This window comes from Zobellella iuensis (assembly GCF_016746085.1).
Classification (GTDB): domain Bacteria; phylum Pseudomonadota; class Gammaproteobacteria; order Enterobacterales; family Aeromonadaceae; genus Oceanimonas; species Oceanimonas iuensis.
Genome location: NZ_JAERTZ010000036.1, coordinates 80,306 through 96,615 on the forward strand (window position 1 = coordinate 80,306; position 16,310 = coordinate 96,615).

Genomic DNA, 16,310 nt, shown 5'->3' on the forward strand with positions numbered 1-16,310 from the left:
AATTTGACCAGCGTCGCTATGCCGGTCTGTGCTTGCCAACACGCCTCGCCTTCTTTACGGTGAGAGTGCTGCCGCGCTCAATGGTTTCATCATTACCCGTGAACCGGGCCTGTTTTACAATCTTGGGGCGGTGCGCCCGCTTTTCAATGTTCAGCCGCCGCAGCCCTTGCTTTCGCTCAATAGCAGCAGCAATTCCTGCTTTTCCGCCGGGGTCAGCCCCAGGGGGCTTCCTATCTTCCGTTGCAGCGTTTCGATGCGCCTGGCCAGGAACTCGTTGATCAGTACCACAAAAATATCCTGCAGTTCCTGTTCGATGTGTTCACCGGCAAACAGCTCCTCCGCCATGGCCAGGCGCGCCAGCGCCGGCTCGGAGCCGTGGCCGCGCCAGTGTTCCAGCAATTGGGCTGTGGTCATCTCGGGTTGGCGTTGCACCTGGGCCAGCAGCTCCAGCAGCAGCTCCATGCCCGGCAGCGGCAATTCTTCCAGCTCGGGCATGGCCGGCAGCCTGGCCGCGGCAGCCGGATATTGTAGCACAAGCGCTATGGCCCGGCGAAGGGGGGTCAGCTTTATCTTTTTCGATTCCCGCTTCGGCGTGGTGGCGGGCTCGGCGGTACCCTGTTGCAGGCGCTCGAACAGCTCCTTGACCCGTCGTTCGTTCTCGCCCCAGTTCAACTGGCGCGAAAGGCGGGTGATCAATCCCTCGCGGGTAAAGCCTTCCGGCACCCGGCTGATGGCTTCCGCCGCCTTGTGCGCCAGCTCGCGCTGGCCCGCATCCCCCGCCATGGTGTCCTGGCCGAGGCGTTCGAACAGGAAATCACCGAAATCCTGGGCTTGAGCCAGCATCTGTTCGAAGGCCGCGGCGCCCAGCTTACGCACCAGGGTATCCGGATCCTCGCCGTCGGGCAGGAACACGAATTTCAGGCTGCGGCCGTCCTGCATCAGCGGCAGGGCGTTTTCCAGCGCCCGCCAGGCGGCTTCGCGCCCGGCCCTGTCCCCGTCGTAGCAGCAGACGACCTCGCGGGTGGTGCGGAACAGCAGTTGCAGGTGATCGGGTGTGGTGGAGGTACCCAGGCTGGCCACCGCATAGTCGATGCCGAACTGGGCCAGGGCCACCACGTCCATGTAGCCCTCCACCACCAGGATGCGCTCCGGATTACGGTGCGCCTGGCGGACCTCATACAGGCCGTACAGCTCCCGCCCCTTGTGGAACACCGGGGTTTCCGGCGAGTTCAGGTATTTGGGCGTCCCCTGGCCCAGTACCCGGCCGCCGAAGCCGATCACCCGGCCACGCCGGTCGCGGATGGGAAACATGATGCGGTCGCGGAAGCGATCGTAAATCCGGCCATTGTTGTTTTGCAGCAGCATGCCGCCTTCGATCAATTGCCGCTCCGTTTCCCTGTTGCGGGCGAACTGGCGCTTGACGCTGTCCCACTGATCCGGCACATAACCGATGGCGAACTGCTTGACCACCTCGCCGCTCAGGCCCCGGCCTTTAAGATAGCCGATGGCGGCCTGGGACTGTTTGAGCTGGGTCTGGTAGAAACGGCTGATGTCGTTCAACTGGCCATAGAGGTCCTGGCGTACCGCCTTGGCCGCCGCCTGTTGTTCGGGGGAGGAGCCAGCGCTGCTTTCGCGGGGCACGCTCACGCCATGGCGGGCGGCCAGTTCATCGATGGCGTCGAGAAATTCCAGGCCGTCGTATTCCATCAGGAAGCCGAGCGCGGTGCCGTGGGCGCCACAGCCAAAACAATGGTAGAACTGTTTATCGGGGCTGACGGTAAAAGAGGGGCTTTTTTCGTTATGAAAGGGGCAGCAGGCCTGGTAGTTCTTGCCGGCTTTCTTGAGTTTTACCCGCTGATCGATCAGGTCGACTATGTCGGTGCGGGCCAACAGATCGTCAATGAAGGATTGGGGAATTCTGCCTGCCATGGTTCACCGGGAATGCGAAAAAACAAAGCCGTGCATCAGACGAAGCACGGCCCGTTGGCAGGAAAGCAACCGGATTAAGCCAGTTTGGCTTTGATAATGGCGCTGACCTTGCCCATATCTGCACGTCCCTGGATTTGCGGCTTGAGCACCGCCATCACTTTGCCCATATCCTGCATGCCAGAGGCGCCGGTATCGGCGATGGCTTGCACCAGCAAAGCATCCAGTTCGTCTTCTGTCAGAGGTTGCGGCAGGAACTCCTGCAGCACCGCTATTTCCTGGCGCTCGTTGTCGGCCAGATCCTGGCGACCAGCCTGCTCAAACTGGCTGCCGGCGTCTTTGCGCTGTTTCACCATCTTGGTGATCACCGCTATGATGCCGTCGTCATCCAGGGTTTCGCGGCTGTCTATCTCTCTTTGCTTGATCTCGGCCATCAGCATGCGCAGGGTACCCAGGCGAGCCTTGTCTCTGGCACGCATGGCGTTCTTCTGCTGCTCCGACAGCTGGTCCTTTAAAGACATGAGATCAATAACTGCTTAGTACAGACGAGTGCGACGTGCGTTTTCGCGAGCCAGCTTCTTGGCGTGACGCTTAACGGCGGCAGCCTTGGCACGCTTGCGCTCGGTAGTCGGCTTCTCGTAGTGCTCGCGGCGACGCACTTCAGACAGGATACCGGCTTTCTCGCAGGAACGCTTGAAGCGACGCAGGGCTACGTCGAAGGGCTCGTTTTCACGTACTTTAATTACTGGCATGTGCCTCTCACCTCGGTTAACTGGCCTGTCACCGACCAGTATGACTATAAAAAATGGTGCGAAATTCTACTCTGAACCGGCCCCGGCTGTAAAGACCGGCAGCCCTTCGCTGGTTAAAAAATCGCGGGCAGGGTAACATAGCCACCATCTTTCCGACAGTGTTATTGATTCCATGCGCGTACTAGGTATCGAGACTTCCTGCGATGAAACCGGCATCGCCATCTATGACGACAAGCTCGGCATCCTGGCCCACCAGCTCTACAGCCAGGTCAAGCTGCACGCGGACTACGGCGGCGTGGTGCCGGAGCTGGCCAGCCGGGATCATATCCGCAAGACCATACCGCTGATCGAGGCGGCCCTGGCCCAGGCCGGGTGTACCCGGGAGGACATCGACGGCGTGGCCTACACCGCCGGCCCGGGCCTGATGGGCGCCCTGCTGGTGGGCGCCACCATAGGCCGCAGCCTGGCCTTCGCCTGGAACAAACCGGCGGTGGCGGTGCACCATATGGAAGGCCACCTGCTGGCACCCATGCTGGAAGAGCGGGTACCGGCCTTTCCCTTCGTGGCCTTGCTGGTGTCCGGTGGCCATACCCTGCTGGTACGGGTGGGCGGCATCGGCCGCTATGAGATCCTCGGTGAGTCCATCGACGACGCCGCCGGCGAAGCCTTCGACAAGACCGCCAAGCTGATGGGGCTGGAGTATCCCGGCGGTCCGCGCCTGGCCAGGCTGGCCGAGCAGGGGGTTCCCGGCCGTTTCCACTTTCCCCGGCCCATGACCGACAGGCCCGGCCTGGACTTCAGCTTTTCCGGCCTCAAGACCTTTGCCGCCAACACCATAGCGGCACAGGGCAACGACGACCAGACCCGGGCCGACATCGCCCACGCCTTCCAGCAGGCGGTGGTGGATACCCTGGCCATCAAGTGCAAGCGGGCCCTGCAGCAGACCGGGCTCAACCGTCTGGTGGTGGCCGGCGGGGTCAGCGCCAACCTGTCGCTGCGCAGCCAACTGGCCGCGCTGATGGCGGGTCTCAAGGGGGAGGTGTTCTATCCACGCAACGAATATTGCACCGACAACGGTGCCATGATCGCCTTCGCCGGGCTGCAGCGGCTCAGGGCGGGCGAGTTCGAGCCCCTGTCGGTCAAGGCCCGGCCGCGCTGGCCGCTGGATGAGCTGGCCCCGGTCGAGTGAGGGGAAGGTATGCGGAGTGAATCGTAAGGCGTGAGGAGCAACACTTGCCTCACCCCTCACTCCCGGTTTCGCTTGAACTTGTCGATAATGGGCTTTTCCTGGTGGTGATAGAGCCGGCTGATATTGCGGTGGTGGCGCAAAATAATAAGGCAGGACAGCAGCGCTACCGCCAGGGTGTATTCCGGCTTGATGAAATAGATATACAGCGGCGCCGCCAGGGCGGTAATGATAGAGGCCAGCGAAGAATAGCCGAACAGCCCCAGGCTGAGCAGCCAGGTCAGCAGCAGCAGCCCGGCCATGTCCATGCCCAGCGGCAGCAGGGTACCCAGGGCGGTGGCGACGCCCTTGCCGCCACGGAAGTGAAAAAACAGCGGAAACATGTGGCCCAGGCAGGCGGCCATGCCGATCAGGGCCAGGTACAGGGGGGGGATCCCCATAAACCAGCCCAGATACACAGGCACGGTGCCCTTGAGGATATCGAGCAGCAGCACCCATACCGCGGCGCTGCGGTGGCCGGTGCGCAGTACATTGGTGGCCCCGGGGTTGCCCGAGCCGTGGGCCCTGGGGTCCGGCAGCCGGTAGAGCCTCGAGATCAGTACGGCGCTGGAGACCGAGCCCCCCAGGTAAGCCAGTATGATCATAAACAAGGTGAGGGCCGTCATATCGCGGTTTATACCCCGGGTTCAATCCGTTATTATTGCGCCCTTAAAACCGGACCAGCGCGGCCCGGCCGCCGAAGATAGCCACAGCTTAACAGAAGATAGAGATGATGGATAAAGTGTTTGTGCAAGGCCTGGAAGTGCTTACCACCATAGGCGTTTATGAGTGGGAAAAAGGCATTCGGCAAAAAATCCGCTTCGACCTGGAGATGGGCTACGACACCAAGCCGGCGGCCCTGGGGGATGATATCGGGCAGGCGCTGGATTATGCGGCGCTGTCCAGAAAAGTCTGTGCCTATGCTGAACAAAACCATGTGGAGCTGGTCGAAACCATGGCAGAGCATATTGCCCAGCTGATTTTGGCCGAGTTTCCGGTCAAGTCGGTGCGGGTGCGGCTCACCAAGCCGGGCGCCGTGCCCAATGCCGCCGGCGTGGGCGTGGAAATCGAGCGCTTTGCCCGTGCCAATGGTGTAAGCTGAGCCGTCATTAAAGCGTCATTCGCTATTGGTAGTCTGCCGACGTATCCGAACACAGGAATAGCATCATGGAAGTGCAGGCTGTACTGCTCGCCCTGATCCAGGGCTTTACCGAATTTCTTCCCATTTCCAGCTCGGCCCACCTGATTTTACCGTCGGTGTTATTGGGCTGGCGCGACCAGGGCATGGCGTTCGATGTGGCCGTGCACCTGGGCAGCTTGCTGGCGGTGATCTATTACTTTCGCAAGGAAGTTCGCGCCCTGGCGGCGGCCTGGCTGAAGTCCATCCGTGGCGGTGGGCACAATGCCGAATCGCGGCTGGCCTGGTGCATTATCCTGGCGACCATTCCTGCCTGTGTGGTGGGGTTGCTGTTCGGCGACTGGATAGGAGATCACCTGCGCTCCGGCTGGGTGATTGCACTGGCGACCATCGTCTTCGGTTTGTTGCTGTGGTGGGCCGACCATATGGCCAGGCTGCAGAAAAACGAATACCAGGCCGGCTGGCGCGGGGCCCTGATGCTGGGCTGTGCCCAGGCCCTGGCGTTGATCCCGGGGACTTCTCGCAGCGGCATCACCCTGACCGCCGGTCTGATGCTGGGCCTCACCCGGCAGGCGGCGGCCCGCTTTTCCTTCCTGATGTCCATCCCCATTATCTTCCTGGCCGGCAGCCATCAGGCGTCCGACCTGATCGGCAGCCAGGCGATGATGTCCTGGTCCGCGGTGGGGGTGGGCGTGCTGGCCTCTTTTGCCAGCGCTCTGGCCTGCATCCATGTCTTCCTGGCCCTGCTCAATCGCATCGGGGTGCTGCCTTTCGTGCTCTACCGGCTGGGCCTGGGAGCGGTGCTGTTGTGGGTGATGGCGGCTCAGGGGTGAGCCAGCCACTGTTCCAACTGCTGTAACCGGGCGGCGGCGATGGCCTCGCCGATGTCGGGCCCCTTCAACCCCTGGATGACGAAGGGGGCGGCGGTGATCTGCCTGAGTTCCTCCAGCCATTGCCATAGCCGTTCCCGCTGGGGATAGGGCCTGTGCTCGAACCCCTCGCGGCCCTGCAGGTCAGCCTGGGCACAGATCAGCAGCTGGGCGAACCGCTCCGGCTTGCGCCAGGCGTCGGTACGGTTGAACAGCTCCAGAATGGTGGTGGCCTGCTCGGGACCCGGCTCAGCCAGCCGGTGGAACAGGATATGCCAGCGGCTCATGAGTATGGCCAGTTCTTTATGCTCGGTGGGCACCTTGAAACGGGCGCACAAGGCTTCTATCGGCGTGACTCCCAGTTCGCCATGGTGATGATGGCTGGGCCATTTTTCCCGGGGCGTCAGCGCCTTGCCGAAGTCATGGCAGAGGGCGGCAAAGCGGCAGGGCAGGTTTCCGCCCAGCTCCGCCGCCCGCTTGAGCACCATCAGGGTATGAATGCCGGTGTCGATCTCCGGATGCCATTGTTCCGGGCCCGGCACCCCGAACAGGGCCTCCAGTTCGGGAAAGAGCGGGCCCAGGGCACCGGCCTGGCGCAGCACCTCGAAATAGACCTGGGGGTTGGCGGTGGCCAGGGCCTTTTCCGTTTCCTTCCAGACCCGCTCTGGCGTCAGGGCGTTGAGCTCGCCGCTGGCGGCCATCTCTCGCATCAAGGCCTGGGTTTCGTCGGCCAGGGTAAAGCCGAGGTCGTGGAAGCGGGCGGCGAAACGGGCCACCCGCAACACCCGCAACGGATCTTCGGCGAAGGCCGCGGACACATGGCGCAGCACCCGGTGCTCGATATCGGTGCGGCCGCCGTAGGGGTCGTGCAACCGGCCCTGCTGGTCCTGGGCGATGGCGTTGATGGTGAGATCCCGGCGGCGCAGATCCTCCTCCAGGGTGACCTCGGGGCCGAAGTCGCAGATAAAGCCGGTATAACCGCTGCCCGCCTTACGCTCGGTGCGGGCCAGGGCATATTCCTCTTTGCTGTGCGGATGTAGAAATACCGGGAAGTCCCTGCCCACCTGGGTGTAACCGAGGCGGAGCAGGTGCTCCGGGGTGGCGCCCACCACCATATAGTCACGCTCGCTGACCTCCAGGCCCAGCAAGGCATCCCTGACCGCGCCCCCCACCAGATATGTTTGCACTTTTTTCCCCTTGCCTTAATATCAATCGTCGTCCCCAAAGGGATTCAAAAGAACTTTTACAGGATGTGTCGAGGCTATTGTCCCCAGTGATGAAAAGGATGTCACTTCCTATCTTGCCACTTTTGCTGCTGAGCCTGCTGGCGGGCGCCCTGCTGCCGGCCTTTGCGGCCCCGGCCTGGGCTAGGGCGGGGAGCGCCGACGAGCGGGTGCTTATCTGCAGCGGCGGTACCCTGAAGTGGGTGTCCCTGGCCGAGTGGCAGGGCGAGCCGGTCTCGGACGATGCCCCTCCGCACCCCATGGCGGAGCACTGCGATCAGTGCCCCTGCTGGACCCAAATGCTCTATTCGGGCGAACCCGGACATGGCCTTGACTTGCCCGCCAGGCAGGCCTTCTTTGTCGGGCTGCCCGGCGGCTACACTCCTCCTGCCCGGGCGCCACCGCGCTGGCCCGGTCTCGCTTCCCGCGCCCCTCCCGCTTTCCTCGCCTTCGCCTGATGTGAGCGCGCCCGGCGCGCGTGCCTGTCTACCGTCTGTATTGATATCGAGGAAAAACCATGACCATTATCGCAAGAAACACCGCCCTGGCGGCGGCCCTGTCCTGCCTGTGGCTGCCGGCCGCTTCTGCCCATGTGACCCTGGAGCAGCCCACGGCCCAGCCGGGAGCCAGCTACAAGGCGGTGCTGCGGGTGCCCCACGGTTGCGAGGAGGAAGCCACCCATACCCTGAGGGTCAGGATCCCGGAGGGGTTTTATGGGGTCAAGCCCATGCCCAAGGCGGGCTGGACGCTGGAAACCGTCACCGGTGACTATGCCCAGGCCTATGATAATCACGGCACGGCCGTGACCCGGGGGGTGACCGAAATCATCTGGTCCGGTGGCAACCTGCCCGATGACTTCTACGACGAGTTCGTGTTTCGCGGGCGCTTCGCCGACAGCCTGCCTGCCGACAGCCGCTTCTATTTCCCCACGGTGCAGGAATGTGCCAATGGGGTGGCCCGCTGGATAGACACCGCGGGTGACGAGGGGAGTGATGAGCCGGCGCCCGGCCTGACCCTGAAAGCGGGCCACCATCATTAACCGGAGCCGGCTATTGGCCTGAACTCCCGGGGGCGGCATGGCCGCCCCTGTTGTTATCTGCTTGCGGGGATACCCATGTCGGTGAAATCGCGTGTCGTTCTGCCCTGGCTGGGGCTGCTGCTGATCCTGCTTGGCAGCGGTGGCGCCCGTGCCCACGCCGTGCTGTTGCACAGCGTGCCGGCGGAGGGCAGTTTACTTAACGAATCACCAGCCTGGCTGGTATTGCAGTTTAATGAAAGGGTTAGCCCGCTGGTGTTGACCCTGATCGGGCCGGATGGCGAGCCGCAGCGGCTGGAAGGCGTGCAATCCGCGCAGCAGCTGCGGATCGAGGTGCCGGCTGCCCTGGCCCCGGGTAACTGGCTGCTCAGTTGGCGGGTGGTGTCCGCCGACGGCCATCCCATAGCGGGGGCGCTGGCGTTTGCCGTCGGTGTGCAAACCGAAACGGAGGTGATGCCGCCGGCGGCCGGCAGCCATTATCTCGCCATCTGGAGCGCCCGGGTGGCGGTCTATCTGGGGCTGATATTGGGCGTCGGCGGTGCCTGCGCCTCCCTCTGGCTCGGCACCGGGCCCTCGCGCCCGGTCATTGCCGCGCTCTGGCTGGGGGCCGGGGCCCTGCCGCTGTCGCTCGGCCTGCAGGGGGTGGATGCCCTGGGCCTGCCCATGTCCGGGCTGCTGGCCTCGCCCGGCTGGCAGGCCGCCATGGCCACCAGTTATGGCCACAGCGTCGGATTGGCTCTGCTGGCCCTGGCCGGTGCCGGCGGCACCCTGTGGCTGCGGCGTTATTCCTACCCGCTGGCCTGGCTGCTGTCGGCTGCGGTCGTGCTCCTGCTCGGGCTGGCGTTTACGGTCAGCGGCCATGCCGCCTCGGCCGAGCCCCGCTGGCTAAGCCGCCCGGCGCTGGGGCTGCATGTGCTGATGGTGATGCTGTGGCTGGGCGCCCTGCCGCCGCTCTTTGCTGCCCTGGCCAGGCCGGGCGCGGACGCCCGGCGGGTGCTGGGACTGTTCTCCCGCTGGGCGCCCTGGATGCTGGCCGGCCTGGTGTTGTCCGGCGGCGTCCTGGGGGTGATACAGCTGGGACACTGGCGCGCCCTGACCTGGCCCGGCTACAGCCGTATTCTGCTGCTGAAGCTGGCGCTGGTGGCCCTGGTGCTGGTGCTGGCCGCCTGGAATCGCTGGCGCCTGACCGCCCGGGTGCAGCGGGGAGAGGCCGCCGCTCACCTGGCCCTGCGGCGGCTGATCCGGCTTGAGCTGGGGCTGCTGCTGGTGGTGCTGGGGCTGGTGGCGGCCTGGCGTTTTACCCCGCCGCCCAGGACGCTGTTGCCGCCGGGGCAGGTACAGGCGGTCGTGGCCGACGCCGGGCTGCAGGCGGTGCTGACCCTGTCTCCGGGCAAGGCCGGACCGGTACGGGCCGACATACTGCTGCAGGATGCCCAGGGGCGGGTGCGGGAGGCCCGGGAGCTCGCCCTGTTGTTATCCCATGCGCAGGCGGATATAGCACCGTTCCGCCGTCAGGCGCTGCCACTGGCGCCGGGGCACTGGTTGCTGGAGGAGCTGCTGTTGCCGGCGCCAGGGGATTGGTCGGTGACGGTGGAGGTGCTGGTCAGCGACTTCGAACGAATCCGCCTGAGCGGCACCCTGCGGCTGGCGCCCTGATACCCTAAACCAAAGGCGCCGAGGCGCCTTTCGGCCTGGAGTCAAAGCCGTTGTCATGACCACATAAGTCGGCCAAAGGGCCAGCTCCGCCGACACGCCGCAAGTACATCCATGTAGGCTCGCACATGCCGAATGTCGCGGAAACCGTCGGTATCGCCGCGCTGCGACTTGCCACTGGCAACTCGGTCGCGGCAATACCTCCGGTGCAAGGCGCTTCGCGCCCCCTGGCATGTGACGGTCGGCGGAGCCGTTCCCTTTGTCCGCCTGTTTTGGCATGGGTGCTGCCCGTATAGGTAAATCCGAAGGTTTGCCAGCAGTTTGCTTTTGTTATTATCTCCGGCTTCCGGCTTCCGGCTTCCGGCTTCCGGCTTCCGGCTTCCGGCTTCCGGCTTCCGGCTTCCGGCTTCCGGCCTCAGCCTTCCCCCAGGGACAGCAGGGTGGCGTTGCCGCCGATGGCGGTGGTGTTGTTGGTGATGGTCTTCTCGGTGATAAAGCGGCTCAGGTAGTGGGGGCCGCCGGCCTTGGGGCCGGTGCCGGACAGGCCCTGGCCGCCGAAGGGCTGCACGCCCACCATGGCGCCGATCTGATCCCGGTTGATATAGACGTTGCCCGCATCCACGGACCTGGCCACCTGGTCGGCGAAGGACTCGTTGCGGCTGTGGATGCCCAGGGTCAGGCCGTAGCCGGTGCCGTTGATGTCAGCGATCACCTTGTCGATGTCCTTCGCCTTGAACCGCACCACATGCAGTATGGGGCCGAACTGCTCCTTTTCCAGCTCCTTGATGCTGCCGATTTCCAGCGCCGTGGGCCGCACATAGAAGCCCTGGTCGCAGCCCTTGCCCATGGGGGCCTCGGCGATGATCCGCTTGCCTTCGGCCTGCATCCGCGCCAGGTGTGCTTCCAGCCCGGCCCTGGCGCCCTGGTCGATCACCGGGCCCACGTCGGTGGACCAGAGTGCCGGATCGGCCACGCTCAGCTCCTTCATGGCGCCCTTGAGGATCTCCAGCACCCGCTCGGCGATGTCTTCCTGCAGGTAGAGTACCCGCAGGGCGGAGCAGCGCTGGCCGGCGCTCTGGAAGGCGGCGCGCAGCACGTCGCGCACCACCTGCTCGGGCAGGGCGGTGGAGTCCACTATCATGGCGTTCTGGCCGCCGGTTTCGGCGATGAGCGGCACTATGGCGCCCTGGCGTTTGGCCAGGGTCAGGTTGATCAGCTGGGCGGTGTCGGTGGAGCCGGTGAAGCAGACCCCGGCGATGCGCGGATCCTGGGTGAGGGCCGCGCCCACGCTGGCGCCGTCGCCGGGCAGCAACTGCAGCACCTCGGCGGGAATGCCGGCCTGGTGCGCCAGCTTCACCGCCAGGTGGGCCACCAGCGAGGTCTGCTCCGCCGGCTTGGCCAGCACCGTATTGCCGGTGACCAGGGCCGCCGCCACCTGGCCGAGGAAGATGGCCAGCGGGAAGTTCCAGGGGCTGATGCAGACGAAGGGTCCCCGGCCCTGGGCATGGAGCAGGTTCAGCTCGCCGGTGTAGCCGGGCAGGCGGGTGGGCTCGGCCATCAGGCGGCGGGCTTCAACGGCGTAGTAGCGGCAGAAGTCCACCGCCTCGCGCACCTCGTCGATGCCGTCCTGCAACAGCTTGCCCGCCTCCCGGGTACAGAGCGAGACGAACTCGGCGCTGTGCGCCTCCAGCAGCTCGGCCAGCTGTTCCAGCGCCCGGGCGCGTTGCTCCACCGGGGTGTCGCGCCAGCCCTTGAAGGCGGCCTGGGCCCGGCCCACCGCCTGCGCTACCGTCGCCTGATCGGCGAACCACACCTGCCCCAGCTGCCGGCCCTGATCCTGGGGGCTCAGCACGGCGCTGGCGGTGCCCTGGGTCAGGGTCTTGCCGCCGACCACCGGGCCGGCCTGCCACTGCTTGTCGGCCAGCCTGGCCAGTTCATCGAAGAAGGGGGTGCGCAGAGCTTCGATATTCAGGTTCAGGCCCCGGGAGTTGACCCTGTCCGGGAAGATGGCCAGCGGCAGCGGGATTTTGTCGTTGGCCAGGGTGGAACAGTCAGCCAGGCTCGCCAGCGGATGGGTGATCAGGCTGTCGACGGGGGTGTTGGGATCCACCAGCTTGTGCACGAAGGAGGTGTTGGCGCCGTTTTCCAGCAGCCGGCGCACCAGGTAGGGCAGCAGATCCTTGTGGGCCCCCACCGGGGCGTAGATGCGGCACACCAGGCCGGGGTTCTCCTTCAGCACCCTGTTGTACAGCTCCTCGCCCATGCCGTGCAGGCGCTGGAACTCGAAGCGGCGCTCCCCCGCCATGGCCAGCACCGACACCACTGTGTGGGCATTGTGGGTGGCGAACTGGGGATAGATGGCGCCCCGGGTCGCCTCGCTCAGCAGGTAGCGGGCACAGGCGAGGTACGACACATCGGTGCCGGCCTTGCGGGTATAGACCGGGTAGCCGTCGATGCCGGCCTGCTGGCAGTGCTTGATCTCGCTGTCCCAGTAGGCGCCCTTCACCAGCCGCACCGGGATCTCGTCGCCCTGCTCCCGGGCCAGGGCGGTCAGCCAGCACAGCACCGGCAGGGCCCGCTTGGAATAGGCCTGCACCACCAGGCCGAGCCCGCCCCAGCCCTGGTTGACCTCGGAACGGTACAGGGATTCGAACAGATCGAGCGACAGCTCCAGCCGATCCATCTCCTCCGCATCTATGGTGATGAACACGTTCAGCCGGCGCGCCTCTGCCAGCAACCCCAGCACGGTGGCATGGAGCTCGCTCAGCACCCGCGCCCGGTTGGCTTCCTCGTAGCGGGGATGCAGGGCGGACAGCTTGATGGAGACGGAGGGGCGCGGCACCGCCGGGTTGTTGAGCTGCTCGGCACCGACGGCGGCGATGGCCTTGGCGTAGTCGGCGCGGTACTTGTCGGCGTCGGCGGCGGTCATGGCCGCCTCGCCCAGCATGTCGTAGGAATGGCTGTAGCCGAGCTCGCGGGACTTGCGGCTGGTCTTGAGCGCCTCCTTGATGTCCCGCCCCAGCACGAACTGCTTGCCCATGATCTTCATGGCCGCGTACATGGCGGAGCGTACCACCGGCTCGCCCAGGCGGTTGATCATGCGGCCCAGCACATTGGCCGGGTTGCCGTCCAGCTTTTTGTCCATGCGCACTATCTTGCCGGTCAGCATCAGGCCCCAGGTGGAGGCGTTGACCAGGGTGGAGTCGCTCTGGCGGAAGTGTTTGGCCCAATCGGCACCGGACAACTTGTCCTTGATCAGTTCGTCGGCGGTATGGCTGTCGGGGATGCGCAGCAGCGCCTCGGCCAGGCACATCAGGATAACGCCCTCCTGGGTGTCCAGGCTGTACTGCTGCAGGAAGGCGTCGATGCCGTCGCCGCCGTCGCTTTCCGCCCGCACCTGGGTTACCAGGCGACGGGCCTGCTCGGTGATGCGGGCCAGGGTCTGGCCGTCGGCCGGCACCTGCTCCAGCAGGCTGGCCAGGTAGCTGTTCTCATCGATTACATAATTTCGGGTAATGTCCTGGCGCAGGGCCGGCAGGTCGCGGGGGGTGTAACCGGGGGCGAAGACGGTGGCAGCAGTAAACATAACGACACTTCCTGAGGTTGGGGAGCCGTGGCGGCGGGCCGGTAACAGTGGGCGTGCCGAGAGGCGCAATAGCTACGATTGTCCGCCCTGTTTGCCTGTTAAAGATAGCCGAGCACGGGCGGCAGGGGGAAAGGAGCAACAAAAAAGCGCCACCAGGGCGCTTGCGGGAATGGGGCGGATGGCATCAGTTCATCCAGCGACCCTGCTTGCGCTTGCGGCGCAGGGGGATCAGCGGCAACAGGAAGCCGATCAGGGCGCCGACGCCGGCCACCAGGCCGCCCCGCAGCAGCCAGTCCAGCCGCATCTGGTGCTCTCTGTCGTCCATCAGGCTGCTCAGCCGGCGATTGTCCGCCGCCAGCTGGTCACCGGTCTGGCGCAACGCGGCAAGCTGGCTGTGCAATTCGCTCAGCTCCTGCTCCTGCTGCTGCAGTCGGCTGGTCTTATCGATCACATCCTGGCGGTGACGTTCATCGGCGCTGGCCAGTTGCTGTTTGGTGGTTGCCAACTCCTGCTCCAGGGCGGGCAGCCGGGAGCGGAAGCTTTCCCCGGTCTGTATATACTGGCCGTCGACCCAGCCGGTACGGCCTTCGCCGTCGCGGATCTGCACGTACTTGCTGTCGGCGTTGCGGCTCAGGTACTCCACCGGCTCGCCGGCATTGATGGAGCCGAGGATACGGTACTGGTTGCCGGGTCCGCTATGCAGAAAGGCGTAGACGTTGTCGGAAATATAACGGGTTGCGGCTTCGGCATGGCCGAGCCAGGGCAGGCTGCACAGCAGTGCCAACAGGAATTTTGATCTCACCTGGGGTTCCTTCACTCTCAACGATGATGTCATGGTAATCGGCGATGCAGGCAAGAACAAGAACAAGGGGGCCTGCGGCCCCCCTGGTTCAGGTGAACATCCACTGGATGATGTAGAAGAAGACGATGGCCAGGATGGCGCCGGCGGGCAGGGTCACTATCCAGGACACCACTATATTACGCAATACGTTAAGGTTGAGGGCGGCGATACCCCGGGCCAGGCCGACCCCCATCACCGCGCCCACCAGGGTCTGGGTGGTGGAGATGGGCAGGCCGGTGCCGGATGCGATCACCACTGTCGCAGCGGTGGCCAGCTGGGCGGCGAAGCCGCGGCTCGGCGTCAGGTGGGTGATGCCGGTGCCCACGGTCGCCATCACCTTGTGGCCGAGGGAGGCCAGGCCGATGACGATGCCGATGCCGCCGAGCGGCAGTATCCACCAGGCGATGGTGGAGCGGGCCGCGATTTGGCCGGCGCTTTCCACCACGCTCACCACGGCCGACAGCGGGCCTATGGCGTTGGCCACGTCGTTGGAGCCGTGGGCGAAGGCCATGGCGCAGGCGGTGACCACCATCAGGATGCCGAACACCTTCTCTACGTTGGAGAAATGCATGTCCTTGTCGTCTAGGGGATTGTACTGCTGGCGACGGATATAGGCAGCGCAGATCAGGGCCCCGAGCAGCGACACCGCCACCGACAGGCCCCAGCTCTGGATGTTGCTCATATCCAGGCCCACGTGGCTCAGGCCCTTCTTCAGGGTCACCAGGCAGATCACCATGATGGTGAGGAAGATATAGACGGGCACATACTTCTTGGCCGCCGCCAGCGGGCTGTCGGCGTTGAAGATCAACCGCTGCACGCTCATAAAGGTAAAGTAGGCAAGCAGGCCGGACAGGGCCGGGGTGACGATCCAGGAGCCGACCACGCCGCCGAGTTTACCCCAGTACACCGCCTCGGAACCGAGGGAAACCAGTGCGAAGCCGACGATGGCGCCGATGATGGAGTGGGTGGTGGACACCGGCCAGCCGAAGTAGGAGGCCAGCAGCAGCCAGGTGCCGGCGGCCAGCAGCGAGGCTATCATACCGAACACCAGCTGGTCGGGAGTGTCGACGAAGGCGTCGGAGTCGATGATACCGCTGCGGATGGTGGAGGTGACCTCGCCGCCGGCCAGGTAGGCGCCGGCAAATTCGAAGATCATGGCGATGATGATCGCCTGTTTGATGGTCAGCGAGCGGGTACCCACCGAGGTACCCATGGCATTGGCCACGTCGTTGGCACCTATGCCCCAGGCCATGAAGAAGCCGAAGACGGCCGCCACCAGGATCAGCGTGGTGCCGTAGTTAGCGATGATATCCATTTATATACCTTGTTGATTCGCTCAGGAACGGGACAGCATCAGCTCGAGACGGGCACCCACCCGTTCGGCCTGATCTGCCAGGTCACCGACCCACTCAAGGATCTTGTACAGGAAGATGACATCGATGGGGTTGTAACCGTCTTCGATGGCTTGCAACTGCTTGCGCAGCTTGGCCTGCATCACGTCGGTATCGTCCTCGATCAGATCCAGTTGGTGGATCATGTCGGTAACCAGGTCCATCTCCCGGCCCTTGAAGCCGGTTTCCAGCAGTTCGTCGAGCTCGTCTATGGCCTTGGCGGCCTGGGCGGTGGCGTCGATACACCGACCTAGGTAGGCCATAAAAGACGTTTTCAGTTGCAGCGGAATTTCCATCTGGCGGCCCACGATGCGGCCGGAGATGTCTTTCGCCTTGTTGGCAATCTTGTCCTGCTGGGTCAACAGCTCCAGCATGTCGGTGCGGGCGACCGGCATAAAGAGGCCGCGGGGGAGTTTGAGGCGGATTTCCCGCTTGAGGGCATCGGCTTCCCGTTCCAGCTGGGAAATATGGCCCTGGATCTGTTCGGCCTTTTCCCAGTCCTGCTCCCACATGGCGTCGAAGAAGGGAACCAATTGCTGCGCAGCTTCATGGACTTTCATCACATGCTTCTGCAGGGGTTTGATCGGGGACTTGGCAAAGAGTCCCAAAATAGTATTTACTGGCATAGCCAACCCTGTGTCGGTGAAAAAACACTCGATACATCAATGTG

At 64.4% G+C, this 16,310-nt stretch carries 15 protein-coding genes; 6 read left to right on the forward strand and 9 right to left on the reverse strand.

Features of this window, described 5'->3' with window-relative positions:
• Positions 1–150: 150 nt before the first annotated feature.
• The 3 genes from dnaG to rpsU form a co-directional block, all read right to left on the reverse strand.
• On the reverse strand, positions 151–1,929 hold the full coding sequence (gene dnaG / locus JKV55_RS19605) for a DNA primase (RefSeq protein ID WP_202088863.1): 1,779 nt from the start codon (positions 1,927–1,929) through the stop codon (positions 151–153).
• A gap of 74 nt (positions 1,930–2,003) precedes the next feature.
• Positions 2,004–2,447, reverse strand: coding sequence for a GatB/YqeY domain-containing protein (locus JKV55_RS19610; protein WP_202088865.1), 444 nt, complete (start codon positions 2,445–2,447; stop codon positions 2,004–2,006).
• A 15-nt stretch (positions 2,448–2,462) separates the two neighbouring features.
• On the reverse strand, positions 2,463–2,678 hold the full coding sequence (gene rpsU / locus JKV55_RS19615; RefSeq protein ID WP_014293599.1) for a 30S ribosomal protein S21: 216 nt from the start codon (positions 2,676–2,678) through the stop codon (positions 2,463–2,465).
• 172 nt (positions 2,679–2,850) lie between these two features.
• On the opposite strand from rpsU, the gene tsaD reads away from it, so the two are divergent.
• Entirely contained in the window at positions 2,851–3,867 is a 1,017-nt protein-coding gene (gene tsaD, locus JKV55_RS19620; RefSeq protein ID WP_202088867.1) for a tRNA (adenosine(37)-N6)-threonylcarbamoyltransferase complex transferase subunit TsaD, read from the forward strand.
• A 56-nt stretch (positions 3,868–3,923) separates the two neighbouring features.
• Here the strand turns inward: tsaD and plsY are convergent, their stop codons facing one another.
• On the reverse strand, positions 3,924–4,529 hold the full coding sequence (plsY, locus tag JKV55_RS19625) for a glycerol-3-phosphate 1-O-acyltransferase PlsY (protein WP_202088869.1): 606 nt from the start codon (positions 4,527–4,529) through the stop codon (positions 3,924–3,926).
• 107 nt (positions 4,530–4,636) lie between these two features.
• Between plsY and folB the strand changes: the two genes are divergently transcribed.
• Together folB and JKV55_RS19635 are read left to right on the forward strand one after the other, a co-directional pair.
• On the forward strand, positions 4,637–5,005 hold the full coding sequence (gene folB / locus JKV55_RS19630; RefSeq protein ID WP_202088953.1) for a dihydroneopterin aldolase: 369 nt from the start codon (positions 4,637–4,639) through the stop codon (positions 5,003–5,005).
• A gap of 65 nt (positions 5,006–5,070) precedes the next feature.
• Positions 5,071–5,874, forward strand: a complete 804-nt coding sequence (locus JKV55_RS19635; protein WP_202088872.1) for an undecaprenyl-diphosphate phosphatase — start codon at positions 5,071–5,073, stop codon at positions 5,872–5,874.
• Here the strand turns inward: JKV55_RS19635 and JKV55_RS19640 are convergent.
• On the reverse strand, positions 5,865–7,097 hold the full coding sequence (locus tag JKV55_RS19640) for a multifunctional CCA addition/repair protein (protein ID WP_202088874.1): 1,233 nt from the start codon (positions 7,095–7,097) through the stop codon (positions 5,865–5,867). The genes JKV55_RS19635 and JKV55_RS19640 overlap by 10 nt on opposite strands.
• Before the next feature lie 113 nt (positions 7,098–7,210).
• On the opposite strand from JKV55_RS19640, the gene JKV55_RS19645 reads away from it, so the two are divergent.
• From JKV55_RS19645 to JKV55_RS19655, 3 genes are all read left to right on the forward strand, one after another.
• Positions 7,211–7,591 carry a hypothetical protein gene (locus JKV55_RS19645; RefSeq protein WP_202088876.1) on the forward strand — a complete coding sequence of 127 codons (381 nt, stop codon included), beginning with the start codon at positions 7,211–7,213 and terminating at the stop codon, positions 7,589–7,591.
• Between the two features lie 59 nt (positions 7,592–7,650).
• Positions 7,651–8,172 (forward strand): YcnI family copper-binding membrane protein, encoded by a 522-nt coding sequence (locus JKV55_RS19650; protein ID WP_202088877.1) that lies wholly within the window; start codon positions 7,651–7,653, stop codon positions 8,170–8,172.
• A gap of 75 nt (positions 8,173–8,247) precedes the next feature.
• Positions 8,248–9,825, forward strand: a complete 1,578-nt coding sequence (locus JKV55_RS19655; protein ID WP_202088879.1) for a copper resistance CopC/CopD family protein — start codon at positions 8,248–8,250, stop codon at positions 9,823–9,825.
• A 412-nt stretch (positions 9,826–10,237) separates the two neighbouring features.
• On the opposite strand, the gene putA is transcribed toward JKV55_RS19655, so the two are convergent.
• From putA to JKV55_RS19675, 4 genes are all read right to left on the reverse strand, one after another.
• A complete protein-coding gene (gene putA, locus JKV55_RS19660; protein WP_202088881.1) occupies positions 10,238–13,408 on the reverse strand; it encodes a bifunctional proline dehydrogenase/L-glutamate gamma-semialdehyde dehydrogenase PutA in 3,171 nt (1,056 codons plus the stop codon).
• Between the two features lie 184 nt (positions 13,409–13,592).
• Positions 13,593–14,210 (reverse strand): TIGR04211 family SH3 domain-containing protein, encoded by a 618-nt coding sequence (locus JKV55_RS19665; RefSeq protein WP_202088883.1) that lies wholly within the window; start codon positions 14,208–14,210, stop codon positions 13,593–13,595.
• Between the two features lie 88 nt (positions 14,211–14,298).
• A complete protein-coding gene (locus tag JKV55_RS19670; RefSeq protein ID WP_202088884.1) occupies positions 14,299–15,564 on the reverse strand; it encodes an inorganic phosphate transporter in 1,266 nt (421 codons plus the stop codon).
• A 21-nt stretch (positions 15,565–15,585) separates the two neighbouring features.
• Positions 15,586–16,266 (reverse strand): TIGR00153 family protein, encoded by a 681-nt coding sequence (locus JKV55_RS19675; RefSeq protein WP_202088885.1) that lies wholly within the window; start codon positions 16,264–16,266, stop codon positions 15,586–15,588.
• Between the last annotated feature and the right edge of the window lie 44 nt (positions 16,267–16,310).